The 26113-nt window shown below is 31.5% G+C and carries 26 protein-coding genes; 2 read left to right on the top strand and 24 right to left on the bottom strand.

The features are described from left to right. Positions 1-12 precede the first annotated feature (12 nt). From P8F83_RS12670 to P8F83_RS12785, 24 genes are all read right to left on the bottom strand, one after another. Positions 13-1395 carry a L,D-transpeptidase family protein gene (locus tag P8F83_RS12670; protein ID WP_326511439.1) on the bottom strand — a complete coding sequence of 461 codons (1383 nt, stop codon included), beginning with the start codon at positions 1393-1395 and terminating at the stop codon, positions 13-15. 350 nt (positions 1396-1745) lie between these two features. Next, positions 1746-2558 (bottom strand): glycosyltransferase family 8 protein, encoded by an 813-nt coding sequence (locus tag P8F83_RS12675; protein WP_315115007.1) that lies wholly within the window; start codon positions 2556-2558, stop codon positions 1746-1748. 192 nt (positions 2559-2750) lie between these two features. Beyond that, the gene (locus tag P8F83_RS12680; RefSeq protein ID WP_326511440.1) at positions 2751-4412 is read right to left on the bottom strand and encodes an FAD-dependent oxidoreductase; all 1662 of its coding nucleotides are present in this window, start codon (positions 4410-4412) and stop codon (positions 2751-2753) included. Between the two features lie 149 nt (positions 4413-4561). After that, entirely contained in the window at positions 4562-5125 is a 564-nt protein-coding gene (ahpC, locus tag P8F83_RS12685; protein ID WP_073018446.1) for an alkyl hydroperoxide reductase subunit C, read from the bottom strand. Positions 5126-5294: 169 nt separating this feature from the next. After that, complete coding sequence (locus P8F83_RS12690) at positions 5295-6713, bottom strand: aldehyde dehydrogenase family protein (RefSeq protein WP_326511441.1); 1419 nt, start codon at positions 6711-6713, stop codon at positions 5295-5297. Between the two features lie 28 nt (positions 6714-6741). Then, positions 6742-7560 carry an ethanolamine utilization protein EutJ gene (gene eutJ / locus P8F83_RS12695; protein WP_315115016.1) on the bottom strand — a complete coding sequence of 273 codons (819 nt, stop codon included), beginning with the start codon at positions 7558-7560 and terminating at the stop codon, positions 6742-6744. A gap of 12 nt (positions 7561-7572) precedes the next feature. After that, positions 7573-8211 carry a phosphate propanoyltransferase gene (locus tag P8F83_RS12700; protein WP_315115019.1) on the bottom strand — a complete coding sequence of 213 codons (639 nt, stop codon included), beginning with the start codon at positions 8209-8211 and terminating at the stop codon, positions 7573-7575. Positions 8212-8248: 37 nt separating this feature from the next. Then, positions 8249-8527 (bottom strand): propanediol utilization microcompartment protein PduA, encoded by a 279-nt coding sequence (gene pduA / locus P8F83_RS12705; protein WP_021800772.1) that lies wholly within the window; start codon positions 8525-8527, stop codon positions 8249-8251. Positions 8528-8551: 24 nt separating this feature from the next. Then, the gene (locus tag P8F83_RS12710) at positions 8552-9421 is read right to left on the bottom strand and encodes a DUF7973 family transport facilitator (RefSeq protein WP_326511442.1); all 870 of its coding nucleotides are present in this window, start codon (positions 9419-9421) and stop codon (positions 8552-8554) included. A 21-nt stretch (positions 9422-9442) separates the two neighbouring features. Next, positions 9443-10642 carry a methionine adenosyltransferase gene (gene metK, locus P8F83_RS12715; protein WP_326511443.1) on the bottom strand — a complete coding sequence of 400 codons (1200 nt, stop codon included), beginning with the start codon at positions 10640-10642 and terminating at the stop codon, positions 9443-9445. Positions 10643-10672: 30 nt separating this feature from the next. After that, the gene (locus P8F83_RS12720) at positions 10673-11683 is read right to left on the bottom strand and encodes a response regulator transcription factor (protein WP_326511444.1); all 1011 of its coding nucleotides are present in this window, start codon (positions 11681-11683) and stop codon (positions 10673-10675) included. A 4-nt stretch (positions 11684-11687) separates the two neighbouring features. Beyond that, positions 11688-13001 (bottom strand): sensor histidine kinase, encoded by a 1314-nt coding sequence (locus P8F83_RS12725; RefSeq protein ID WP_326511445.1) that lies wholly within the window; start codon positions 12999-13001, stop codon positions 11688-11690. Positions 13002-13065: 64 nt separating this feature from the next. Further along, complete coding sequence (locus tag P8F83_RS12730) at positions 13066-14181, bottom strand: 1-propanol dehydrogenase PduQ (protein WP_326511446.1); 1116 nt, start codon at positions 14179-14181, stop codon at positions 13066-13068. 16 nt (positions 14182-14197) lie between these two features. Then, positions 14198-15547, bottom strand: a complete 1350-nt coding sequence (locus P8F83_RS12735) for an aldehyde dehydrogenase family protein (RefSeq protein WP_326511447.1) — start codon at positions 15545-15547, stop codon at positions 14198-14200. A 43-nt stretch (positions 15548-15590) separates the two neighbouring features. Next, positions 15591-15854: a EutN/CcmL family microcompartment protein gene (locus P8F83_RS12740; protein WP_021800765.1), complete on the bottom strand. Its 264-nt coding sequence runs from the start codon at positions 15852-15854 to the stop codon at positions 15591-15593. Positions 15855-15885: 31 nt separating this feature from the next. Beyond that, positions 15886-16518, bottom strand: coding sequence for a BMC domain-containing protein (locus P8F83_RS12745; protein ID WP_326511448.1), 633 nt, complete (start codon positions 16516-16518; stop codon positions 15886-15888). Between the two features lie 76 nt (positions 16519-16594). Further along, on the bottom strand, positions 16595-17353 hold the full coding sequence (locus tag P8F83_RS12750; protein ID WP_326511449.1) for a hypothetical protein: 759 nt from the start codon (positions 17351-17353) through the stop codon (positions 16595-16597). Positions 17354-17378: 25 nt separating this feature from the next. Then, the gene (pduA, locus tag P8F83_RS12755) at positions 17379-17657 is read right to left on the bottom strand and encodes a propanediol utilization microcompartment protein PduA (RefSeq protein WP_021800762.1); all 279 of its coding nucleotides are present in this window, start codon (positions 17655-17657) and stop codon (positions 17379-17381) included. A 63-nt stretch (positions 17658-17720) separates the two neighbouring features. Next, complete coding sequence (gene pduB / locus P8F83_RS12760) at positions 17721-18512, bottom strand: propanediol utilization microcompartment protein PduB (protein WP_326511450.1); 792 nt, start codon at positions 18510-18512, stop codon at positions 17721-17723. A 30-nt stretch (positions 18513-18542) separates the two neighbouring features. After that, positions 18543-19463 (bottom strand): glycyl-radical enzyme activating protein, encoded by a 921-nt coding sequence (locus P8F83_RS12765; protein ID WP_337250831.1) that lies wholly within the window; start codon positions 19461-19463, stop codon positions 18543-18545. A 174-nt stretch (positions 19464-19637) separates the two neighbouring features. Next, entirely contained in the window at positions 19638-22172 is a 2535-nt protein-coding gene (locus tag P8F83_RS12770; RefSeq protein WP_326511452.1) for a glycyl radical protein, read from the bottom strand. Positions 22173-22352: 180 nt separating this feature from the next. Further along, on the bottom strand, positions 22353-22928 hold the full coding sequence (locus P8F83_RS12775) for a DJ-1/PfpI family protein (RefSeq protein WP_326511453.1): 576 nt from the start codon (positions 22926-22928) through the stop codon (positions 22353-22355). Positions 22929-22979: 51 nt separating this feature from the next. Further along, the gene (locus P8F83_RS12780; RefSeq protein WP_326511454.1) at positions 22980-23438 is read right to left on the bottom strand and encodes a EutP/PduV family microcompartment system protein; all 459 of its coding nucleotides are present in this window, start codon (positions 23436-23438) and stop codon (positions 22980-22982) included. Between the two features lie 8 nt (positions 23439-23446). After that, entirely contained in the window at positions 23447-23827 is a 381-nt protein-coding gene (locus P8F83_RS12785; RefSeq protein WP_181601165.1) for a BMC domain-containing protein, read from the bottom strand. 212 nt (positions 23828-24039) lie between these two features. On the opposite strand from P8F83_RS12785, the gene P8F83_RS12790 reads away from it, so the two are divergent. Both P8F83_RS12790 and P8F83_RS12795 read left to right on the top strand, forming a co-directional pair. After that, on the top strand, positions 24040-24492 hold the full coding sequence (locus P8F83_RS12790; protein WP_326511455.1) for a GlcG/HbpS family heme-binding protein: 453 nt from the start codon (positions 24040-24042) through the stop codon (positions 24490-24492). Between the two features lie 101 nt (positions 24493-24593). Then, complete coding sequence (locus P8F83_RS12795) at positions 24594-25238, top strand: flavodoxin family protein (RefSeq protein WP_326511456.1); 645 nt, start codon at positions 24594-24596, stop codon at positions 25236-25238. Positions 25239-26113 lie beyond the last annotated feature (875 nt).

The raw sequence follows: 26113 nt of genomic DNA on the forward strand, positions 1-26113 counted from the left end.
TTCACTACATTTTTAGTAATATAAAACTACTGGTACTCCAGCCGATATATTGTTATATATCGCACTAGCTAGAGCATATGGAGCATTTACACACCCATGTGATCCATTTGTTTTATATATATTTCCACCAAATTCATTTCTCCAACTCGCATCATGGATTCCTATACCTTCATTAAAAGGCATCCAAAAACTTACTGGAGCATTATAATCTTGACCTACTAAACTTGTATCTTTTTGTTTATACTTTAATTTATAAACACCAGCTGGTGTACCATGGTTAAGGCTTAAATTCCCTGTAACCACATTTCCGTCTGCAATAAGATCTCCATTTTTATAAAACCACATATGTTGTCCTGATAGGCTTATTTCCACATAAGTATTTCCTATATCGTTACTTCCAAAAGCTGCTGCTGTTTTATTATAGGTTGGTTCCTTACTTATAGGGTTACCTTCTTTTATTTTTGGTATTAGATCCTTAATTTCTTCCGAAGTATAAATTGACCACCCATAATCGCCACCGCCAACACTTATATTAGCACCTGATGAAGTTTTAAATTCTCTAGACTTTCCGACAGTTTCATAAGGATAAAAAATACCATCTAAATCTTTTCTCATTTTTCCTTCATCAAAAGATATTTCTAAATTTTCATTAACATTAATCCAAGTGTTTATTAAAGATTTATCTATAACTTCTTCACTATTTTGTATAGAATAGGTAATAGTTGATGCAATATACTTATTAAGAGTATTTTTAGTATCTATGATTTCTTTAGATTTAGCAGTATACTTAGGTTTTATATAGCAGTCTGCCTTTTCTATATTTAAGGTTTCTTCTCCATTATTAATTGCTTCTACTATTTTATTATACAATACATCTTTATCTACTCTATTCCCATAAATCTCGTCTACAATCTCATATCCATTACCTGTATACTTAAAAGTAGCATCTTTTGAATCAGTTATATTTTCTCGTTTAAATAAATCTAACTTATCAACCTTACTTTTTAAAAGTTCATGATTATAAGAAACATCCTCTTTCATTTCACTACTATCCCTGTTTATAAGAGCAAGAAGCCATTTAAATGCATTCTGTTCTTCTTTCAGTTGGGAAACTTGTCCATTTGGTTCGTATTTCAAATCAATATCTGATGCCTTTATTTCTTCAGTTCCTTCAGAATCCTGTAGCTTTAATGAATAAGAACTAAATTTATTCGCTATCTGCTTTTCAGCTTCTTCTACGGTTTTTCCTGACACATCAACTAGATTTATGGTCGATCCAAAATAAAAATGATTCCTAAAATGTAGTGCTAAAGAAAAATATGCCATAAGGAATATACAGTGCGTAACTATGACTCCTATTGCAATTTTATTATATTTTCTTTTTTCTATCTCCATAGTGACTACCCCCCGTATAATTATACCAGAATTTGTAAAAAATTTTAACATTTTTTTGCACATACTTAAACTTTAAGAAATTTGTAATAAAATTATTGTAAAATAAATGACCACTAACATTGTATGTACAAAAATATTTAATTAAAACAAATCCTACTAAAATTAATCGTAAATTTCTTCAATATATTTAAGTTTTATCTTTGCCATTTTTTGGGGCAGTATTCAAAATCTTATTTATAAAAATATTGAGAAAATATAGTTAGATTTTTATTGTTGGAATATAGTATAAAAATAATTTCAATAACAAATATTACAACATAATAATAATCATTAATAAATTATATCATAAACTAGCAATTTTTTCTAAAGGTTAATTTTTCATAATGCTTATATAAGGAATGAAATTCTCCGCTATAGTTTTTATTCCAAGGTTTTTTCTTACCACAAAAATGTATTATAGATGTATTATTGATTATATAATCCATATCAACACTGTTTTTGCTTATTACTTTATAATATCTGTAATATCTAGGATCATAGTTATATATTACCTCATCAAGTTTCCTAATTTGTTTTGAGTACAGTGAGTTTATAATATCTTGATCAGGTAATACTAGTCTATTTCTATTTTTATCAACAAAATCATATATTTCATTTTCTTTAACAACATCTCTCAATAGAGGAAGATTCATTAGTAATACTCCTGAGTTAAAATATTCTTCAATTTCATAAGGATATAATCTCAATCTATTTACTTCCTTTAGGGACACTCTATCATGATAGGCTGCCGCATATAAATATTCTGATATATCAATATGGTATAATTCTTCAATTGAATTTATTACTAGGATGTCTGGATCTAAATACAGAATTTTTTCTAGTTCTTGTGGAAGAACTTTAAATGCTAATAGTCTATAATACATTTCCTTTGTATAATGTAATATTACTGGCGCTTCACTAAATAGTTCATCTCCAACCTTCGCAGAAAATAAAGAACTACCATTTTCTGTTACAAATTCCTCTAACTCTAAAATTTCATCATCTGAAAGATTTGAATGCATAATATAAATATTAAACATACTTTTATTGTTAATAAATAATGACTTTAACATAACTTTTAAAGGCTTGATATAGTTTGAATTTAATGTTACAAGAATATTCATTTGAAGTTTTTCTCCTTTTTCTGGTTAGCTATTTATTTACACAAATTTCTATTTAATTTATATAAAAAAATATACCATATTATTGATCTTTAATAAATTTAATCTTTATGTGAAATTTTCTCATAATTATATAAATTATTAAAAGGGCGCTCAAATACTAATACATAGTCTTGTACCGCCCTTTAATCTAATCTATGCAATTATCTCTAATATTTCTTTAACCTTTTTAGCTCCAAAATACACCTTGTCATCATTAACTATAATAGCTGGAACACTCATTATCTTATACTCATCTTTAAGTTCTTTGAAGTTTGATACATCTATCATCTCTGCTTCTACATTTTCATTTTCTATAGCTATTCTTTGAGAGGATACTACAACATCAGGACATAGATGGCAGGATAGTGCTACGCAAACCTTAATATTTGTTTTATTACTTATTTTTTTCATATCACTTAATATATTATTATCCACCTGCTGACCTGATCCTCCAAGATTATATATAGCTAATATGAAGGAATTTAATTCATGTCCTCCTGGAACTCCGTGAAATTTTACCCCTCTATAGTTATTATCTTTATCTAAAAGCGCAACTATTGGATATTTATCTGAATTAATTTTCTTTTCAACATCTAAATTTTGACCTTTAATATATATATCTGCTTTTACTTTTTCTCCAAGATCTGCTATATCTAAAACTAAATCTCTAAGCTCAATAGATTTTGGAAGACTTTCATCTACAATTGATACTAATGTAACTTCATCTGTAAGCCTGTCTAACACACCCTTAAGTTGAGTTCTTAAAGCATCATTTAATAGTTTACTTCTCTTTTCTATTTTCCCTAAATCCTTAGTAGTTTCTTCTTTTTTATTATTAATCTCTTTTATAGGTTCTTCTTCTTTTATTCCTAATCTCTCTTTTAACTCAATAACATATCTTTCAGCTGTAGTAGCTGCAATAGCTCCGTCTGAAACAGCTGTAACTATCTGCCTTAATTGTTTTGGTCTTAAATCTCCTGCTACATATACTCCTGGTACATTTGTTTCCATGTTTTCATTAGTTATTATATAGCCTGCTCTATCTAATTCTAATATACCTTTAAAAAGTTTACTTTGAGGTTCATATCCTACAAAAACAAATACTCCAAAACCAGCATCGCCTGATTTTACATTATACTCTGATTCTTCTTTTGTAACATTATTAATAAGTTTTGCATGATTTACTAACTCTTCTCCAGTTACTTCAAGAAGCTCAGTATTAAATTTAACTTCAACCTTAGGGTGAGATAAAACTTTATCTGCTATAGACTTAGCACAAGTAAACTCTGGTTCTCTTGCTATAACTGTAACTTTAGTTGCATATTTAGTTAAAAACATAGCTTCTTCAGCAGCAGCAAATCCTGCACCTATTACTAATACCTCTAAACCCTCAAAAAACTGTCCATCACAAGTTGAACAATATGCAACGCCTCTTCCTGTAAATTCCCCTTCTCCCTTAAAGCCAAGTTTTCTTGGAGAAGCACCAGTTGCTATAACTACAGCTCTAGACTTAATATCCCCTCTTTCTGTCTTTAAAACCTTAACATCTTCTTTAAAGTTAACCTCAGTAACTTCTGCAGACATAAAACCTACTCCATAATCATTTGCTTGTTCTTTCATTTCTTCCATAAGCTTAGGTCCATTACTATTTCTAGCTCCTGGATAATTATATATATCATAAGTTTTATTAACCTGTCCGCCTATATCTTCTTTTTCTATTATTAATGTTTTTAGTTTTGCTCTTCCTGAATATATCCCTGTTGAAAGCCCTGCTGGTCCTCCCCCAATTATCACAAGATCATAAATATTCTCCATACCTTTTACCTCCTATTTTACTGTATTAATGAATAAGAGTGAAAAGTTCTATTAGAAATTCTATATCCTAGAATTTTCTTAATCACTATTCACTCTTATTAGTAAAGCTTCTTATGTTAATTTAAAGTACAAGCTTTATGTTAAATTTATTATAGTTTTCCTACTAAATCTAAGCTAGGCACTAAAGTATCTTCACCTGGTTGCCATTTAGCTGGACAAACTTGATCTCCATTTTCAGCTACAAATTGAGCTGCTTGAACTTTTCTTAATAATTCTTCTGCATTTCTTCCGATTCCATTATCATGAACTTCGTAAGCTTTTATTTCTCCTTCTGGATTAACTACAAATGATCCTCTTAAAGCTAATCCTTCTTCTTCAATCATTACTTCAAAATCTCTAGTTAGTTTTCCTGTTGGATCTGCTAACATTGGATACTTAATTTTTGCTATGGTATCTGAAGTATCAGCCCATGCCTTATGAACAAAATGTGTATCAGTAGATACTGAATAAACTTCACAACCTATTTCTTTAAACTTTTCATAGTTATCAGCTAATTCACCTAATTCAGTTGGACATACAAAAGTAAAATCTGCTGGATAAAATACGAATACTGACCAACTTCCTTTTACTGAATCTAAAGTAACTTCTTTAAATTCTCCGTTTTGATATGCTTGCACCTTAAAATCTGAAACTTTTTTGTTAATTAATGACATTCTCAATCACACTCCATATTCTAATTAATATTAATTTTCATTTACCTTCCTTATTAATAATAATTATTATTTAATAATTTGTCAACAGTATTTTGGAATATTTTATCTAAAATATTATGATAAATTTCAAAAACAAAAAGGTTGAAGCATAAAACTCCAACCTTTTTGTTTATCTTATATTAAAAGCATCAACCATTATACATCTACGTTTTCTACAGAAAGATTTTGCTGTAGTTAATCCTTCACCAGTAGGTCCTGCTATTGTAAATGTTGTATTTCCTTCGCCTCCTACTCCAAGTCCAGCAAAGGATGGAGCATTTTTTACAAATATGGTGGTCTCAAGAAGCCTAGCCATTTTTGTAAGTTTATCAACATTTTTTGAATGCATGATGGCAGTATGCCTATTTCCATTTTCAGCTACATAAGCATATTCTATAGCTTCATCAACATCTCTTGTTCTTACTATAGGTAATATAGGCATCATCATTTCCTCTTTTACAAAATGATGATCTTTATCAACTTCCATAATTATAATTTTAATACTATCATCAACATTAATACCTAATTTACTTAAAATATAGCTAGCACTTTTTCCCACAAAAGATACCTTTGGTCCACCATTTTCATTAGTAACTAGCTCTAATAGTTTTTGTATGGTGTTTCTGTCTTTTATTTCGTAGGCACCGTTAAGTTTCATATAATGAATTAAATAATCGCATATCTGATCCACGGCAAAAACTTCTTTTTCAGCTACACATGGTACATTGTTATCGAAGCTACATCCATTTACTATATCTATTGCTGCCTTTTCTACATTAGCTGTTTCATCTACAACTACTGGAGGATTTCCAGCCCCAGCTCCTATAGCTTTTTTACCTGTAGACATTACTTTTTTAACAATTGCAGGTCCTCCAGTTGCTACTAATACTCGAACTTTCGGATGGTCCATCATAGCATTGGTATTTTCAATAGAAGGCTCTTTAACTGTAACAATTAAATTTTTTGGTGCTCCCGCTTCCTCTAATGCCTTATTTAACATAGTAATCAATTTAATAGAAACATTTTTAGCTCTAGGATGTGGACTAAAAACCACGGTATTTCCTCCAGCTATCATTGACATAGAGTTACAAATAATAGTTTCTGTTGGATTTGTAGTTGGGGTTATAGACCCTATAACTCCAAATGGACAATATTCAATTAAAGTAATTCCATTGTCTCCTGTAATAGCTTCTGTAACAAGATCTTCCGTACCTGGAGTTTTTTCAGCTGCAACCCTATTTTTGATCAATTTATGTTCATATCTTCCTATTTCGGTTTCCTCAACAGCCATTCTAGAAATAAGCTCTAAATTTTCTCTTTTTAATACTGTCCCTTTTATGGTGTCTACATATTTTTGCCTATTTGCCATAGATGTATTTAATAGCTCTTTTTGCGCAACATCTGAAGCTTCTATAGCTTCATCCATTGTATTAAAAATGCCATAGTTATTTAAAGCCTCAACCTTATTAAAGGATATTAAATTTTTACTTTTTGCTTCTTCTATTGCTTGTCTAACTAGTTTTTCAACTAAAGTTGCATCTATACTCATTTATTCTACTCCTCTTTTCTAAAAATTTTCACACTCTATTACAATTCATTGCAATACCTAAAGGTGTCACAAGTAGAGGTTCATTAAACTTTATAGTCTTAACTCCTATAAATTTTTCAAAAACATCATTAAATTCTTCAAATGATGATGCCCCTCCTACAATATAGATCTCAGACACATCATAATTTTCTAAATATCTTTTTACTATGGATGCCATTTTCTCTACCACAGGTTTAATAATAGGGAAAATCTCTCTGTTCTTTTTAGGGTCTTTTTTAAGCTTCTCTGCCTCTTCAATAGAAATACCGTAATAGCCAGCTATAACCAAAGTCATATGAGTTCCACCTGTTGCTTCATCGGCAGTAAATATTACTTCACCATCTTTTAAAATGCTTATACCTGTGGTTCCTCCACCAACATCTACAACAGCTCCATTTTTAATGTCTATAACACTAGCAGCTGCAGTTGGTTCATCCACAACATTTATAACCTCAAATCCCGCTGCTTCTACAACATTAGATATACATTTTATATTTCCTTGAATAATACCAGGTGGTATAGCAGTAGCTGCCTCTAATAACTCTGTACCAATTATTTTCTCTACCTTATCTTTTAGTTTTTTTAAGATATTTATAGCTCCTACAAAATCAACCACAATACCATCCTTAACTACGGTAGAAGGATATGTTGCCCCTGCAATAGGTAAATCATTTTCATCTACTACAGATACAACTATATTAGCTGTTCCTAAGTCCACTCCAGTCTTAAGCTTTCCGCTAAATTTATTACATCTATCTTCTGAAACTAGCTCAGAAAAAATTGTTAGTTTTTCATCATTTATGACCATTGCCATCTCTCCTTAAATTTTGCGTAAGATAACAAAATCATTATTTTTTAAAGAACATGCATTAGCCTCATCTACATCTACATGCATTTCTAAAGAATACTTATCTGAAACACGAATTAAAACATTTCCTAAAACACCTTGTCTATCTCCGAAGGTTTCAACTTCTACTACATCTTTATCTTTAACACCTATTTTCACAGCCTGCTCTGGAGTCATATGAATATGTCTCAAAGCAATAATTGTACCTTGAGGAATTTCAACTGTTCCCTTAGGTCCTATAATTTCTAGTCCTGGGGTATTTTCTAATTGCCCAGACTCTTTTATAGGAGGTCTTACGCCCAAACGAAAACTATCTGTAATAGAAATCTCAACTTGGCTTTCTTCTCTTACTGGCCCTAATATACGAACATTTTCGAACTCTCCTTTAGGTCCTCTTATTGTAACTGTCTCATTAGCTGCAAATTGTCCTGGTTGTTTTAATTCACCTTTTTTTGTTAAATTATATCCTTCACCAAAGAGTTTATCTAAATCCTTTTGGCTAACATGTATATGTCTATTTGATACCCCAATAGGGATTTTATAACTTTCTATATCTTTCATCTTATCTACAACTATTTGGGTAATCATTTTTACAAATTTTTCTGTCTCCATTTTCATCAACTCACTCTCTAGTTATTTTACCTAACCTTTATATTGTTTTAGGTAAAATTTTTTCTGTGTCAGTATGAGGTCTAGGAATAACATGTTGTGATGCTACCTCTCCAACATTTCTAGCAGCAGCTACTCCCGCATCAACAGCTGCTTTAACAGCTCCTACATCTCCACGAACCATAACAGTTACTAATCCTGATCCTATTTTTTCATATCCTATTAACGCAACATTTGCTGCTTTTGTCATAGCATCAGCCGCTTCTATTGCACCTACTAATCCTTTTGTTTCAACCATTCCCAAAGCTTCATTACTCATAAAAAAATCCTCCTTATTATTTGATTAAATGAATACTGCATTTATTATAAACATCATTATGAATATTGTTGTAGCTGGTGGATCTATATATGTGTCACAATGACTATTAAATATATTTCCAGCTATTAACCAAACTACTGCACAAATTACTCCAATAATAATTCCTAAAAAGATATTACCCGTCATAATAGTTACAGCTGCAACTGGCAGTGTAATATGATGAGTTACTGGCACACCAAAACCCATCTGTAAAAACACTAAAGAAGTTGCACTTATTCCAAAACATACTATTGGGTACATAGCCATAGCCGCTTTTGGAACTCCTGAATTAAGCATAGATATTCCAACTCCACTTACAACTATAGCTACTGTAAGTCCAAGTACTATGTGGTGAATTAAAGTCTTACCACTAGGTAACCACTGTCTAGAACCTTCTCCTGTATATTTTCCTACAGGTCCAGTCTTTCCAAATACTAATCTTGAAACCATTAAGGTACTAAAAACAGATATTGCTGGAAGGTCTGTGTTGAATTTAAGAAGAGTACCATATAGGTAATGAAATAGAAATCCTATAACTCCAAATATTCCTCCCATGATTATTACTGTATAATCATTGATTCCATATAATGGAGTCAAGACATCATTTGGATTCTCCAATGTCTTTCTTTTATTTCCTGCAAAAGCTGCTGCTGCAACTCCACCAGTAAAAGCTATATGCGGTCCTAAAAATGAACCAAAAGTAATATTTCCAATTGAAGGTTCTGCTATACCTGCAAGTCCTAATAGTCCCCCTACTACAGCCAATATACCTGTAAGTATAAAAGCAGGTATAGATCCAACTAAAGCTCCAAAGGCTCCTCCCCCAAATGCTGCTATCAGCATATATATATCCATATTATCCACAACTCCTAAATCTTATTTAAAACTATCTGAGATACATTTTTTTGCTTTTTCTTTTAAGATTTGAACTTTATCTAGCTCCTCCCACCTAAAGTTTTGGTCTCCCCTTCCAAAATGTCCATAGGCAGCTGTTTTTATAAATTGTGGCTTTCTTAAATCTAATTCTTTTAGTATATTAGAAACTGAAAATGAAAAAGTATCTTTTACTATTTCATCAATATAATTAGTTTTTATAGTTTCAGTTCCAAAGGTATTGATAGTTATTGCTTCTGGCTCCGGTAAGCCTATTACATAGCTTAAAGATACCTCAACCTTTTTAGCTAATTTTGCAGCAACTATATTTTTAGCTACGTATCTTGCCATGTATGCTCCTGAACGATCTACCTTAGTAAGATCTTTTCCTGAGAAAGCTCCACCACCATGTTTACCTACTCCACCATAGGTATCCACCATTATTTTTCTACCTGTTAATCCAGTATCACCAGCTGGTCCGCCTATAACAAACCTTCCAGTTGGATTAATGTGTATTTTGGTATCGTATCTAATTAAATTACTATCTATAACACTATGAATTACATCATATTCAATTATATTTCTCATATAATCATATTCAATTCCATCATCATGCTGAGTAGAAATAACTATACTTGAAATACTCAGAGGTTTACCATCAACATCATATTTCATTGTAACTTGAGACTTTCCATCAGGTCTTAACCATGAAACACCACCTGTTTTTCTAAGTTCTGCAAGCTTCATTGTAAGCTTATTTGCTAAATCACAAGTTAATGGCATATAACTATCAGTCTCATCAAAGGCATAGCCATACATAATCCCTTGATCTCCTGCCCCTAGTATCTCATTAGATGAACTATTATTTTCCTCTATTTTATCTACACCTAAAGCTATATCTGAGGATTGCGTATTAATATTTGTGAATATTAAACATGATTTGTAGTCAAAACCTAAATCCTCTTTTGTATAACCTATATTTTTAACTACTTCTCTTGCTATATCTACTACATTAACTTTAGCTTTTGATCTTACTTCTCCAGCAATCATAATAGTATTTTTAGAAACCATAGTTTCTACTGCCACTCTAGAATTAGGATCATAATCTAAATACGCATCTAATATTCCATCTGATATTTGGTCACAAATTTTATCAGGATGTCCTTCTGTAACAGATTCTGATGTAATAAAATATCCATTCATACTTCTATCACCTACCTTGCCTTTGAGATTCTATAACATTTTCTTATACCTATAAACTGTCATATTCTCATACTTCTTAAACACTTTACTAAAGTAACTACTTTCGTTATATCCAAGTTTAAATGCCACATCTGTAATACTTAAATCTGTAAAGCAAAAGTAGCTTTTCGCCATATTTATTTTTCTCATATGCAAGTATTCCATTACGCTTACATTAAATTGCCTTTTAAAAATTCTGCTTAGGTACCCTTGGCTCACTGAACAATTATTTATTATTTCATTTAACCCAATATCTTCCTCAATATGATCTTCTATATAATCAAAAACCGTCTTAAGCAAACTATACTTTTTAATACTATTTTGTTGAAAAACATAATTAATAACTTTAAAAAGCCAAAACTCAAAATATCTTTTTTCCTTAAGTTGAAAATTATTAATAGGAAAAAGCTCTTCTATCTTTTCTATTTCATTTTTTGATAAACCTATAGAATCCATAAGTTCTTTTCCTATATCTATAAAATTTTCTTTTAATAACTCTACATCTGTATTTTCATTGTCATATATAGAGTCTACTATCTTAGGAATTTCATAGTATATCCTTTTGAAATCCTTTTCTTTCATAATTGAGAATATCTCATCGGACTTGACTTCAATTCCCTTTGAATTTTTAACTTTATTTTCACTTTTATGATTTTCTAGTAAAGCTTTTATCTGCTCAAAAGAAACTGGCTTTGAGATATATGCTTTTACTTTTGATTTTAATGCCTCAATAGCAAAATCAAAATTATTATATGAAGAAACAATAAATATAATAGTATTTGGATTGTGTTCGTATATTTTTTTGCTGCATTCTATACCTGATTCTCCAGGCATCATAATGTCCATAAACACTATATCTATACTATTACTTTTACATATTTGAACAGCTTGCTCCCCATTACCTACAGAATAAACAACCTCAAAACCATCTACTTTTGATATCATAACTTTTAGAGCCTGTCTCATTAACGGCTCATCATCTGCAATCAATACACGATACATTTATCTAGACATTCCTTTCGTTAAACTTTATTGGAAATCTAATAATACTTTTGGTGCCCTTACCTTCTATATTTTCTATAAAAGCATCGTACTTTTCACTAAATAAGGTTATGAGTTTTTTTCTTGCATTCTCAACACTAATCTGAATAGATTCCCCTTCATAATTACCTTTAAATAGCTTAAATCTTTTAGCTATTAACTCACTACTAAGCCCTGATCCGTTATCAGAAATGCTTATAATAACATCGTCATTTTCATAATAAGCCTCAATTTCAACCTTACCACCTTCATTTTTAGTTGCTATACCAAAATAAACAGCATATTCCACAAAAGGTATAATGATATGACAAGGTATTCTTTGCATATTCATGCTTTCAGAGATGTTTATTGAATAATCTAATAAATCTCCATACTTTATTTTTTGGATCTTTAGATATTTTTCAACATTTTCAAATTCCTCTGATAAATAAGCATAACTTTTTGAATGTGCTAAGTTCTGTTTTAAATACTCAGAAAACATTATTATCATCTCATTAGTTTTAGGTGAATCTTCTATGGTAGCTAAATTTGAAATCGAGTTTAAAACACTTACTAAGAAATATGGGTTTAATTGAGCCCTTGAATTTATTAATTCTATATTCTTTAATTCGTTTTCTATTTCTAATTGTTTGTTAGAAACAGTTAACTCCTCTACTTGCTTTTTCAAAGAACTTTTTTGTACTAATCTAAATGCTTCTTTTTCTCCCAATTGATTTATAATTAATGATATTAAATCTGCAACACTCATAAATTTCTCATATTCATATAAAGGTGTTTTATTAAACAGTTCCTGTTTATGTTTATCTTCTTTATAATTTTGAGAGTGTTTTATAACATTGCTAAGTTCACTTACTTCTGGCGGAGCATCTAGACACCTTACTTGTCCTCCAATGAATCCACCAAGATAATGTCCTCTTACTATTATTGGTATTGCTATTTCTAACAAACCACAAGGACAGAAATAGACACTATTTTTTTGTGTAACTGCAGCTTGAATGGCTCCAAAAGCATCTGAAGATTTACATATACAGGCAGCTTCTTTATTTTTTCTTATCTCACAGCAAAAATCTGTAAAGGATGTCATCTTTGTGATTGGTTCCCCCTTATAGTCTACTGTAACAAAAGCTAAGCCTGTTGCTTTAGATATCTTTTCTTGAATGTTTTCTAGTTTTTCTTTCCCAAACAAGTTAGCAATATTAAATTTATTGATTATCGCCTCATCTATTTCCTCGTTATTAGCAAAGTTTTCAAATTTTCCTCTGTTGTAGAATTCATTCATTTAATCCTCTCCTTTATACACCATAAGAATACATCTACATATATTCTATCATGTTAAGGTTAGGTTAGTATACTGATTCCAATATCATCTCTATTTCAAATTCTGACACTTCTCTAGGATTTGCTAAAGTACATCCATCCTTAAATGCAGCTTTTGACATTTGAGCTTTTGCTTTTTCAAACTCGCCTTTATCCACACCACATTCTTTTAAGCTCGCTGGCATCTTCATGATACTTTTAATAGATTTAATATAGGTTTTTAAAACTTCTACAGCAAATTCATCTGTTTGAATTCTTTCAACCATGCCCACTTTATAGGCAAGTTTAGCATATTTTCTTAAAACCTCAGTTTTTTTGCTGTTATAATCTATTACAGCCGTTAAAAGTAAGGCATTTGCAAGACCATGAGGAACATGAAACCTACCACCTATTTGATGGGCAATACTATGATTTATACCAAGTCCAGATATATTAAAGGCCATCCCTGCTATATTTGATGCTTCATGCATCTTTCCTCTAGCTTCAAGGTTATCTCCTTCTCTATAGCACTTTATTAAAGAGTCCATAACAAGCTCTACAGCTTTCTCTGCTAAAGCATCTGAATAAACATTAGCACCTTTTGCAACATAAGCCTCTATTGCGTGGGTTAAAACATCTATTCCTGTATTAGCTGTAATAACAGGGGGTACAGAAACTGTTAGATTTGCATCTAAAATTGCCTCATCTGGTAACATACAATCATCAAAAATTATATGTTTAGTTTTTGTTTCTGTATCAGTAATAACCGTTGCTGAAGTTACCTCAGAACCAGTTCCACTTGTTGTAGGTATTGCTATAAAATTAACTTTAGCAATAAAGTTCTTTTCTTTAGCAAAATATATTATTGCTTTAGCTGTATCTATTGCAGAACCTCCGCCATAAGCTACTATAACCTGTGGGTTAACTTGTTTACTAATGGCGACGCCCTTACCTATGACATTTAAAGGTGGATCTGGAACAACCTCATCAAAAATTGAAACTTTATTGCTACTATGAATAAAACTTAATAATGAATTTAAACTTCCGTTTTTAACAAGGAATCCATCACATATTATCCAAATACTAGTATCCTTAAATTGCTCTAAATGTTTTAACGAATTTTCTCCTGAATATATTTTTGTTTTTATATATATACTTTTCAACGATTTCCCTCCTGTTTTAACGGATTGAAAAACCACTTGTCAAAGAACAACGTCTTCTTCTTGCAAAGTGTCTAGCTGTTGTAGTCCCTTCTCCTGTAGCTGTGGCAATAGTAAAACTTGTATCACCCTCACCGTTAACTCCTATACCTACTAAAGATGAACCATTTTTCACAAACACTGAGGTTTGCATTTCTTTTGCTGCAATATTAAGCCTATCAATTGATTGAGAATGTATAGTAGCTGTGTGCCTAAATCCTTGTTCTATTTCTATAGCAGTTTCTAGTGCTATCTCAAAATTTTTAACTCTTATTAAAGGAATAAGAGGCATAAGCATTTCTACTGTAGCAAAAGGATGTTGCTTTATCGTGTTAACAACTATAAGCCTAATGTATCTATCACACTTTATGCCAGCTTTAGCTAAAATCTCATTTGCACTTTTACCTTCTAATATTTTATTTAAGGTTATATCGTTTGTTAAAGTTGCACGAGTAAGCTTAAGCATTTCTTCATCATTATTAACGTAATATACATCATTTCTTATAAGCTCTTCTACTAAAGAATCTGCTATACAGTCCACAACAACAATACTCTTTTCAGATATACACATAATGTTATTATCAAAAGAAGCTCCCTTTACAATATCTCTTGCAGCTTTTTTAATATCCGCAGTTTCATCTACAATTGTAGTAGGATTTGCAGGCCCTGCTCCTATAACCTTCTTTCCTGATGACATAGCTTGTCTTAGCACATTATTACCACCTGTTGTAACAATCATAGCTATATCAGGATGACTCATAATTTCATCTGTGCAAGTTATAGAAATTTCATTTAATGTTACAACTAAGTTGTCAATTCCACATGTTTCTCTTATTGCTACACTTATTATTTCAGTAACATATTTAGATACATTAACAGCTCTTGGATGAGGACAATGAACAACTGAGTTTCCTGCTGCAAGCATTCCAATAGTATTACTAATTAATGTAGCACATGGGTTAGTGCATGGATGAATTGCACAAATTACACCATACGAAGATAATTCATACAAGGTCATACCGTTATCCCCTGTTTTTACTTCTGTGATTAAATCTTCTACCCCTGGTGTTTTATTTATTGCCAAAGTAAGCTTCTTAATCTTATCTCCTACATTCCCCATATCAGTTTCCTTAACAGTCATATAAGCTATTTCTTCTACCTTATCTAGTAGCTTTTTCTTAACAGCATCTATAATCTCTTGTCTTTCATTTAAAGTCAGTTTATTATATTGGTTATATGCACCTAAAGCAGATAAAACAGCATCATTTACAGAAGGAAAAACTCCACTTTTTAGCTCTTTTCTATTAAAAAAATTATATCCTAATTCCATGTCTGCCTCCTTTCTAAGCTATTAAATTAAAATACCTTGATTTTTACACATCAATGGTATCTATAATTCCAATGATAGCCATATCGATGGCAACCTTATGTTTTTGATCATTAACACGAACAGCCGATCCTTTGCATAATAGCACATAATCTCCTATTCCAGCCCCAACATAGTCAGCTGCAACTTCTTCTGAATCTATAAATTCACCTTTAGCATCTATCTTTTTAACAACCATTAACTTATATCCAACCAATGATTCATCTTTTCTTGTGGCAACAACATTACCAACCACTTTTGCCATATACATGGTATTACAGTCCTTTCCTAATTAGTAGTTTTTAAGCTTTATCATCATTATCCTTTTTAGGTTCTTTCTTTTTTCTACTATTTTTTTTGTTCTTCTTTTCTTCTGACTGAGTATTTTCTGTATTAGGCGTTTCTTTTGATATATCTATCGAAGTTTGAATAGCTTCTTCTTTTATTTCACTTTCTTTTTGAAGAAATTTTTCTTCTTTAACTTCCTTTTTAACTCCCTTTAACTCTTCTATTTCTTGAGATTTTGTCTCTACCTTATTTTCTAGCTCCATTATTTTAGGTTCAGAGCTAGCAACTTCAACTATCTTAGAATCTGAGGTTTTTTCAGAAAATTCATTTTCTAATGGATTGTCTTCATTTTTAGGCTTTGTCTCTTCTTTCTTAGGCTGACAAAAGGTACCTTCTATATAATTTGAAGGTCTTGGAATCACTTTAGCAGAAACAAAAGCATTGTTTTCAAGAGCAATTTGCCTTCCTGCTGTTACAGCTGCATTTACTGCCCCTACATTTCCTGAAATCTTAATAGTCATATATCCAAGCCCCTTTGTATTTTCAATACCTATTATATTGACATTGGATGTTTTAACCATTGTATCAGCAACCAAAACTGCAGTTGATAGTCCTCTTGTTTCAACCAAACCTAATGCTTCTTTCATCTTGTCACCTCACTTTAAGTTTATTTAATTTTCATAAAACACGGATAAATCCGCATTTTATGAAAATCATTGATTCTTATAGCCCTTTTCTTACAATTTCAATATTTAAGCTACGAGCTTTATCCTTAGCCATCTCTGTAATAATATCCCCAGGTTTTAACACTATTTTGTTATACTCTTTAAGCTTTTCAATTTCATATTCTGTAATTATCTGCTTCCCTGTGCATTCGTGTGTAGTTTGTGTGTGTGTGACTTTTTCATTTACAATTGAGAAATTTTTTGAACTTACTTGGAATACATCATTAGTTATTTCTACATCAAATTCCAACAAGGTTCTATAATAATCTAATATCTTATTTCTATAAGCTACAGGCTCTTTACCGCTAAATTTTTCAAGACCAGATTGTATTAAAATTATTTTTTGCCCTTTTTCCATGCTATTAAAAATCCAATTCGTTTCAAAGGTATCTCCAATACATAGAGCGGTTTTAACTATAATGGTTTTCGATATTGTTGGAAACACTGTGAGGTATTCATCTAAGTCATTTGTGTTGACTTTGTCTCTAGAAATTACCTCTTTACAGAATTTAAACTGCTTTAAAGTATTTATTAATGCCTCGGTATATGTTTCTTCTGGGACTATAGCATAAGCTTCATATTCATTTTGTTTATCTAAATCTTCAAAAAAGGTTGAATACTTTTCATTAAATTCTTCCGTAAAAATAACATATAGTTTCTTTTTAGGAACAATGATATTTTGCCTAGAGCTTTCGGATTGAAATAATTCTATGACTCTATTCACTAATTCTTTGAGTGTTTTTTCATCTATTTCCATCCTATACCTCCTGCTCTATTATCTTCTATACAAATTTAGGAAGAATTTTTTCAGTGTCTGTATGTGGACGAGGAATAACGTGTATAGATACTACCTCTCCAACTAATCTTGCAGAAGCTGCTCCTGCATCAGTAGCTGCCTTAACAGCTCCAACATCTCCACGAACCATAACTGTTACTAACCCTGAACCTATTTTTTCATATCCTATTAAATTAACGTTAGCTGCTTTAACCATAGCATCTGCTGCCTCTATAGCTGCAACTAGTCCTTTTGTCTCAACCATTCCTAATGCATCTGAATTCATATATATGCCTCCTTAAATTTTAGGTAATCCTTATTTTTTTATTAATGAAGTTAAATCATAATCTTAGATATATGGTGTTGTAGATGACTTAGGTTCATCTCCTAAAGCCCCTAATAGTTTCTTACCAACCTCTATAGATGCTCTAACAGCTTGTCTAACAGCTCCGGAATCACCACTGAAAGTTAATATAACTTCGTTTGAATAACTAGTTCCACCACCTGGTGAACAATATCCAACAACATCAACATTTGCTGCCTTGACAGCAACATCTGCTAAAACTGTTCCTATTGCAGCTGGTCCTGCACAAACCATACCAAAAGCTTTTCCAAGTGGAGTTCCAAAAGCTTTTTCTAAGCAGTAACTTGCTCTAGCTGTATATTGAAACTCTAAATGTCCTGCATCGTTAGCATAAACGTCTCCAAAATACTTATCTAAGCTTGCAAGTGCTATTTCAACTGCTCTTCTAGCATCTGAAACATCATCAGCTCCTATATATATTAAGCTTCCGTGACCTGCGCCGCCTTTAGTATCTCTTGCCAGTTCAACAGAAATTACTTCTGTGTTTGTAGCCTTTACAGCATCATCTACTGCCATTATTTGTGGACCTGCGCCAGTTCTACCACCTATAATTCCTATAGAACGATATTTACCTAATTTCATAACGTCTGTAAGTAAAGGGTCTACGCTAGCAATAACTAATCCAATAGTATCACCAATTGCAGTACCTACAAATTCTGTAACTCCTATTCCAGAAGTTTTGCAGCTTTCTTTAACTTCACTTTTTTCTCCCTTTATAGGAATTCCTAATTCACTAGAAACCTGTTTCATTACTTTTTCGATCAATTGTTGATCCATTTTAAATCCTCCATCCTTAAAATATAATAATTAGCCACCAATAACACACTTAATTCCTTGCTCTTCTATGATTTTTTGAAGTCTTTCAACTTCCCCTGCAGCAAAAGCTCTTGTTTTTTTCATAAGATAATCTCTTCCAAGCAAATCATACTTATTTTCGCCATAAGTGTGATATGGTAATAAATGAACTGTATTAATATCATTAAGTGTTTTAACATAGTCACAAAGCTCTAAAATATCCTTCTCACTTGAGTTAAAATCAGGTACTAAAGGTACTCTAACCACCATTTTGGTTATTTTGGAAACCAGTTTAGCATTTTCTAGAATCTTTTCGTTTGAAACCCCTGTATACTTTTTATGCATTTCACTATTTGTACTTTTTATATCCATAAGAGCTAAATCAATATAAGGAAATATTTCTTCAATAGTTTCTGTATTTGCATAAGCTGTGGTTTCTATAGCTGTATGCCATCCTTGTGCTTTACAAGCTTTTAATAATTCTCTAGCAAATTCTGACTGAACTAAAGGTTCTCCTCCAGATAAGGTAATTCCGCCCCCAGAACGTCTATATACTATAGCATCTTTCTTAAGCTCTTTTATAACCTGTTCTACAGTCATCTTTTTACCCTTTAAAGTTAAAGCACTGGTTGGACACACATTTACACATTCACCACAAGCCGTGCAAATATCTCTATCTATAAAGTTCTTATTACTTGGATTTATAGCGCCTATCTTACATGCCGAAATACATCTTCCGCAATGAATACAATTCATTGATTGATACATTAAAACGGGTTTTAATTTTTGCGATTCAGGATTACTACACCATAAACATGATAAAGGACATCCTTTCAAAAATACTATGGTACGAACTCCTGGACCATCGTGTATTGAAAATCTTTGAATATCAAACACAGTTCCTTCAGTTCTATAATTAATTGTATCCATCATGCTCATCTCCCTTAACCTTATAAAATTTATCTGATGTCTAGCCACTGTAACACTCCCATCTTTATTAAAGTGAGAGATAACAGTGGCACGACCCTAGATTAGTTCAACTAACCTTCAGAGGGAGATTAAAACTCCCTCTGAAGCTAAGTTTCACTTTATAAGGGATTTTTAAGATTATAGTGTGTGTTCTGTACGGCTTATAATATCATCTTGTACTTCTTTTGCTAGAACTACGAATTGAGCACTATATCCAGCAACACGAACAACTAGATCTTTATATTTTTGTGGATCTTTTTGAGCTGCTAATAAAGTTTGCTTGTCAATAACATTAAATTGAACATGCATACCTTTATGATCAAAGTAACTTCTTACTACAGATGAGAAGTTTTGTAATCCTGTATCTCCAGCAACTGCTGATGGTAAGAATTTTTGATTATAAAGAGTACCATTAGAAGCTACGAAGTGGTCTAATTTAGCAACTGAATTTGCTGCTGCTGTTGGACCTGAATGATCTTTTCCTGATCTTGGTGATACACCATCTGCAAGTGGTTTCTTCGCTGGTCTTCCATTAGGTAATGCTGCAACATCTTTACCAAACAATACGTTTGCAGATACTGGGTAGATTCCTGCTTGGAATTGACCTCCACGAGGATTTGTGTATTTTTCTACTTCAAAGCAATATAATTGAGCACATTTACGTGCAACCATATCAACTTCATCTATATCATTTCCAAAAGAAGGAGTGTTATCTAAAAGTCTTCTTATACTTTCAAAATCTCCTGAAACTTGAGATTGAGATGCTTTAAATCCAGAAATAACTTGATTTTGGATATCAGCTAAATCTATAGAACCAGCATTGCTTAAAATCTTCTTAACTGCTTCATAGATTTGCATTTCTGTAGCATCCATAGTGCTAGTACTTGTGCATGCAACAGTTTCTTCACAAGCACCAAAGTTAGCATCTAATGCAGTTTTAAGTTGTTCCATAGTTATAGTATTATCTTCAAATACATGTTTTTGTATTGCATATACAGAGTCTCCAGTATCAGCAACTCCAAATGCTTGAGGACCAGTAAAGTTGTAGATTGCTCCACCTTCTTGAACTGATTTACCTCTTCCTATACAGTCATCAACCATAGCTGATAAGAATGGAAGTGGTGCTCTTTCTGCATGAGCATAATCAACACAGTTATCTGCTTCTACTAGGTAATACACGAAGTATTCCATTTGTTTCTTAAATGCTGCATAGAAATCATCTATACTCTTAAAGCTTGTCATTTCTCCAGTAGCAGGACCTAATTGTTTATCACCAGCTCTACCATTATTTAATGTAATTTCTAATACTTTAGCTACATTAAAGAATGCTGCATCATGCCATCCTTCTGTTTTATTTGGACATTGAGGTTCAACGCAACCTATGATACAGTAATTACGTGCATCTCTAAGTGAAACTCCTCTATTTACTAATGAAGGTATAATAACTTCATCATTGTACATAGCTGGAACCCCTAAACCTAATCTAGCTACTTCACAAGCTCTTAATAAGAACTCATCTGGAGTACCTTGCCATACACGGATAGAGAAAGATGGTGCCGGTAACTTAACGTGTGCAGTTGCTTCCATACACATATAAGAAACTTCATTTGTAGCATCTAATCCTTCTTCATTTTGTCCACCAACACAAAGGTTTTGGAACACTGCATATCCAGCAAATGCTTGAGCTGATATTTCGTCACGAGTTTTATTTATGTCGTTAAGTTTTATCCAAATACAATCAATCAATTCTTGAGCAAACTCTTTTGAAACTCCTTTATCAGCTTTTAAGTATGGATACATATATTGATCAAAACGTCCTGGTGAAATTGAATGTCCGTTAGACTCTATTTGAACCATTATTTGAATAAACCAGAAAGATTGACAAGCTTCATAGAAGTTACTTGAACCGTTTTCAGGAACTTTATCACAGTTAGCAGCTATTTGTAAAAGCTCAGCTTTTCTAGTTGGGTTTAATTCTACTGCTGCTAATTCTCTAGCTTTATTTGCATATCTATGAGCAAAGTTAATTGCAGCATTATAAGAAATAATTACTGCATTATAGAATTGTTGTTTCTTTATATAGTCAGGATCTTTTTTATCCATTCTATTCATTGCTTCAACTACTTCAGCAATAATCCCTCTAAAACCTTTCTTTAATATCTTGCCATAATCAACACATATATGACCTACTCCACCATAGAAATAGTTTCCTACAGTAAATACTCCGTTAGACATACAATCTTTAGCTTCTTGAGACATATAAGAATCTGCAAGAGCACTTGTAGTCTTTCCTTCCCAATAACTAAATGCTTCTTCTAACTCTCTAGCAGTTTCCTTTGGAATCTCAAATGGGTCTGCAACTCTTGTAGCCATTGTATCAAATTCTTTAGCCACCCACTCATATGAGAATTCTGGGCATATTTCAGTTGAACGTGGATTTTTAGTAATAGCACCTACTACTAACTCATCTGGACGAATAGTAACAGGTAAATTGTTGAATATTTTTTCTACAGCTTTAGCACGTCTTAATATAGGAGATAAACCTTCAGTTTCTTTATATGACTCTGTTACAAGCACCGCTCTTTCTGATTCTACATATGGTGTTGCATCAACAATCATTCTTTTTAATCTTTCTACTCTTTCAGTTGGTTTTGAAAATCCTTTAGATATCAATTTAATTCCTCCTTTAGAATTATAAAACTTTTTTCGTGCAACCTCATTATATAGTACAAGCTCAAAATCCATGTAATACTTTTCAAACTTAAATATTGTAAAATTAAAACTATGTAAAAATTAAAAAAAGCACAAAAGTAACTTAATATAAATTACTTTCATGCTTAAAAACTACCAAAATTATAATTTTATTTTAACCTCTAAAAGCTTAAGAAAATTTCTTAATATAGCAGTATTACCAGGCCATGCTGGAGCTGTTACCAAGTTCCCATCTACAATTGTTTCATATGCATTCTTATCTATAAACATACCACCAGACATTATAACTTCTGGTTTTATTGCATTATATGCAGTTAATTTTCTTCCCTTTACAACATCAGCTGCTGTTAGAATTTGAACCCCATGACAAATAGCAGCTACAGGCTTATTTAGTTCCATAAAATATCTTACTATATCTATAACTCTTTTATTAAGCCTTAAGTACTCAGGTGCTCGTCCCCCTGTTATATAAAGTCCATCATACTCTTCAAGTTTTAAATAATTAAAAGAACAATTAAGTAAAAAGTTATGACCAGGCTTTTCACTATAAGTCTGATCTCCTTCAAAGTCATGAACCGCAGTTTTAATATATTCCCCTTCGGTTTTATCTGGACATACCACATCAACTTTAAATCCCACCATCTCTAATGCTTGAAAAGGTACCATAACCTCATAATCTTCTGTATAATCACCTACCAACATCAAAATTTTTCTCATTTTCCTCTCCTTATTCAAAGTTTGTAAAATTTAAACCTTTTCATTGTAAATTTAAAACCTTTTTTCCCAAGGAAGTATATCTCCGTCTTCCTTTAAATAGTCTATTAGATTAGCTATTCCATCACCTGTGTAGGAACTTATATGAAAAATCTTTTTACAGCCTGCAAGTCTTAACCATTCCTCTGCTAAATCTGGTCTAGAATCCTTTTTATCTATTTGAGTTACAATTCCAATAATCTCTCTAGTTGCACCAGCAGCTATATTAGGACTATATAAAGAATATTCTTCAAGTGAACTCATAAGAAGTCCTACAATATCAGCCTCATATGAATATAATATTAATGCCCTAGCTAAAGTTCTATTTTCTGCATATTCTCCTGGGGTATCTATAATAACATCAAAATTATTAATATACTGGGTTTTGTGATAGCTTATTTCTTTTCCCTTTAAAGCCTGAGTTAATGTAGTTTTACCAGCTCCAGTTCTTCCTACAAACATAATCTTTTTCATTTTGTCACCTACGCTTTAGTTACATTACAAACATCAAAACCTAAAGTATTTTGTGCATAACTTAAAATAGATTCTAAAGCTATAGACACATCCGATATCATTCCTGTGATAATTAAAGTTCCACTAAATCTATCAATAAAGCCAATATCTATAGCAGAAGTTTTAATTGCAATATCTGCTGCAATAATAGCAGTTTCACTTGGAGTAACAGTTAATATACCTATCGCTGCCCTATTATAATCAATCTTAGGATCTAATCCAAGCTTTTTGTATATTATAGAATCAGGACTTGCTATCACATGAGCCATAGTTATTTGTTTACCTGGAACAGTTTCTTGTATTATTCTCATTAAATCTGCTTTATTTAATTCAATATCTTTTAATCTCATGATTATCCCCCTAGTTTACAATATCTGATAATTAATATGGTAACACATCCACTAAAAACATTAATAACACTATTGTAACTAAAATTAGGTAAATTTAAGTCTTGGTTTTAATTTTACAAATTATAAATTTCTAATTTACCTGTATAAAGATAATGCAAATTATATAATAGCTTTATGGTAGATAAAATTTATTTAATATAGGAGTTATTTAAATGATTAATGAAGATATGGTAAAAAAAATAACCTCAGACTTAGTTAGTTCCTTAAAACCAAATAAACTTACCTTAGATATAGCCAAAAAATTATTAGATAAAGCTGAAAATAAAGCTAAAGAAATAAATGTTCCTGTAGTTATTGCCCTAGTTGACGAGGGTGGAAATTTAATTGCTCAACATAAAATGGATGATGCTCTTTTAATAAGTGTTTCTTTATCTCTAAAGAAAGCATACACTTCCGTTGCAACAAAAATATCAACTGAAAATCTATCAGAACTTATATTACCTGGAAAACCTCTCTATACTTTAGAAAATATAAAAAATATCACTGCTGTAGGCGGAGGAATTCCTATTATTATAAATGGAAATATAATTGGTGCTATAGGGGTTAGCGGTGGAAGTGTTGAAGAAGATATTCTTATAGCTAAATCTGCTCTAGAAGAAATATAGATGTTCTTAAGGATGGTATATAAACTTAATACCATCCTTTTCTTACTTTTGATATAATTGTGTTAAAGTTAAACTATATTTTTGAGGAGTTGATTTTAAACATGAAAATTCTTGCTATTAATGGTAGCCCAAGAAAAACTAAAAACACAGCTACTTTATTAAACAAAGCCTTAGAAGGAGCAAGTTCTGTAGGTGCCCAAACAGAGTTAATACATTTATATGATTTAAACTTTAAAGGTTGTATTAGTTGTTTTGCTTGTAAAAGAAAAAACACAAAATTTATAGCTAGATGTGCTATAAAAGATGATTTAACTGAGATTTTAGAAAAAGTTTCTGAATGTGATGCCTTGATTTTAGGTTCTCCTATATACTTTGGCAATATTACTGGAGAAATGCAGTCCTTTTTAGAGCGTTTATTATTTTCTAACCTTTCCTATAATGAGGGTTCACGCTCAGTATTCCCTAAAACAATATCCTCTGGATTTATTTATACTATGAATGTTCCAAAAGATTTTATAGAAAAAATAGATTATGATGTTTTATTTAATAGATATAAGGGAAGTCTTCAGATTCTTAATGGAGAGTCAGAATATTTAGTTTCTGCAGATACCTATCAATTTGACGATTATTCTAAATACGAATCCACTAAATTTAATGAAGTGCATAAAGCTAAAATAAAAGCTGAACAATTCCCATTAGATTGTGAAAACGCCTTTAACCTCGGAGTTAAATTAGCAACAAGCTAATGGCTTATTCCTAAATCCTCATAAAAGTCATTTTTAAAATTATTGCTTCTGGGGCTTCTTCTTAAGCCCCAGAAGCTTCATTTTATAATTCTCGCTTTCTTGCTTTCTTGCTTTCTTGCTTTCTTGCTTTCTTGCTTTCTTGCTTTCTTGCTTTCTTGCTTTCTTGCTTTCTTGCTTTCTTGCTTTCTTGCTTTCTTGCTTTCTTGCTTTCTTGCTTTCTTGCTTTCTTAGCGCAGTCTACTTTTTCTGTGACTTATTTGCAAGCTTTTTATAAAAAAGGTTACTTTCTTCTTAAAGTATAAAAGGATTAGATTGAAGCTGAGGAGAGCTTCTACCGATTATTGGTGCAATTCTTCAATTCTTCAATTCTTCAATTCTTCAATTCTTCAATTCTTCAATTCTTCAATTCTTCAATTCTTCAATTCTTCAATTCTTCAATTCTTCAATTCTTCAATTCTTCAATTCTTCAATTCTTCAATTCTTCAATTCTTCAATTCTTCAATTCTTCAATTCTTCAATTCTTCAATTCTTCAATTCTTCAATTCTTCAATTCTTCAATTCTTCAATTCTTCAATAGGGATTTTGGCTTTTCCGTAATTTATTAGCAAGCTTTTCTTAAAAATTTTTCACTTTTCTTTTTAACACTGTGAAAAGAATCTAATGAAACTCTTCGAGTTTCTACAGGGCAGATGGGAAAATGATTTGATGGAGCTTAAGAAAAAGCTCCTACAATGTAGAAGTTAAAAGGAATTTAATGGAGCTTAAGAAAAAGCTCCTACAATGTAGAAGTTATAAGGAATTTAATGGAGCTGGAGAACGCTCCTACAGTGTAGAAGTGTGTAGATTTATTGGGGGTAATGGCATATTAATATATT

Source organism: Clostridium intestinale, from assembly GCF_035905475.1.
Lineage (GTDB): Bacteria > Bacillota > Clostridia > Clostridiales > Clostridiaceae > Clostridium_T > Clostridium_T intestinale.

Coding starts and splice junctions, on each gene's coding strand:
- P8F83_RS12670 (WP_326511439.1), bottom strand. CDS start 1,395: ATGGAGATAGAAAAAAGAAAATATAATAAAATTGCAATAGGAGTCATA.
- P8F83_RS12675 (WP_315115007.1), bottom strand. CDS start 2,558: ATGAATATTCTTGTAACATTAAATTCAAACTATATCAAGCCTTTAAAA.
- P8F83_RS12680 (WP_326511440.1), bottom strand. CDS start 4,412: ATGGAGAATATTTATGATCTTGTGATAATTGGGGGAGGACCAGCAGGG.
- ahpC (WP_073018446.1), bottom strand. CDS start 5,125: ATGTCATTAATTAACAAAAAAGTTTCAGATTTTAAGGTGCAAGCATAT.
- P8F83_RS12690 (WP_326511441.1), bottom strand. CDS start 6,713: ATGAGTATAGATGCAACTTTAGTTGAAAAACTAGTTAGACAAGCAATA.
- eutJ (WP_315115016.1), bottom strand. CDS start 7,560: ATGGTCATAAATGATGAAAAACTAACAATTTTTTCTGAGCTAGTTTCA.
- P8F83_RS12700 (WP_315115019.1), bottom strand. CDS start 8,211: ATGGAGACAGAAAAATTTGTAAAAATGATTACCCAAATAGTTGTAGAT.
- pduA (WP_021800772.1), bottom strand. CDS start 8,527: ATGAGTAATGAAGCTTTGGGAATGGTTGAAACAAAAGGATTAGTAGGT.
- P8F83_RS12710 (WP_326511442.1), bottom strand. CDS start 9,421: ATGGATATATATATGCTGATAGCAGCATTTGGGGGAGGAGCCTTTGGA.
- metK (WP_326511443.1), bottom strand. CDS start 10,642: ATGAATGGATATTTTATTACATCAGAATCTGTTACAGAAGGACATCCT.
- P8F83_RS12720 (WP_326511444.1), bottom strand. CDS start 11,683: ATGTATCGTGTATTGATTGCAGATGATGAGCCGTTAATGAGACAGGCT.
- P8F83_RS12725 (WP_326511445.1), bottom strand. CDS start 13,001: ATGAATGAATTCTACAACAGAGGAAAATTTGAAAACTTTGCTAATAAC.
- P8F83_RS12735 (WP_326511447.1), bottom strand. CDS start 15,547: ATGGAATTAGGATATAATTTTTTTAATAGAAAAGAGCTAAAAAGTGGA.
- P8F83_RS12740 (WP_021800765.1), bottom strand. CDS start 15,854: ATGTATATGGCAAAAGTGGTTGGTAATGTTGTTGCCACAAGAAAAGAT.
- P8F83_RS12745 (WP_326511448.1), bottom strand. CDS start 16,518: ATGAAAGAAGCATTAGGTTTGGTTGAAACAAGAGGACTATCAACTGCA.
- P8F83_RS12750 (WP_326511449.1), bottom strand. CDS start 17,353: ATGGAAATAGATGAAAAAACACTCAAAGAATTAGTGAATAGAGTCATA.
- pduA (WP_021800762.1), bottom strand. CDS start 17,657: ATGAATTCAGATGCATTAGGAATGGTTGAGACAAAAGGACTAGTTGCA.
- pduB (WP_326511450.1), bottom strand. CDS start 18,512: ATGGATCAACAATTGATCGAAAAAGTAATGAAACAGGTTTCTAGTGAA.
- P8F83_RS12765 (WP_337250831.1), bottom strand. CDS start 19,463: ATGATGGATACAATTAATTATAGAACTGAAGGAACTGTGTTTGATATT.
- P8F83_RS12775 (WP_326511453.1), bottom strand. CDS start 22,928: ATGAGAAAAATTTTGATGTTGGTAGGTGATTATACAGAAGATTATGAG.
- P8F83_RS12780 (WP_326511454.1), bottom strand. CDS start 23,438: ATGAAAAAGATTATGTTTGTAGGAAGAACTGGAGCTGGTAAAACTACA.
- P8F83_RS12785 (WP_181601165.1), bottom strand. CDS start 23,827: ATGAGATTAAAAGATATTGAATTAAATAAAGCAGATTTAATGAGAATA.
- P8F83_RS12790 (WP_326511455.1), top strand. CDS start 24,040: ATGATTAATGAAGATATGGTAAAAAAAATAACCTCAGACTTAGTTAGT.
- P8F83_RS12795 (WP_326511456.1), top strand. CDS start 24,594: ATGAAAATTCTTGCTATTAATGGTAGCCCAAGAAAAACTAAAAACACA.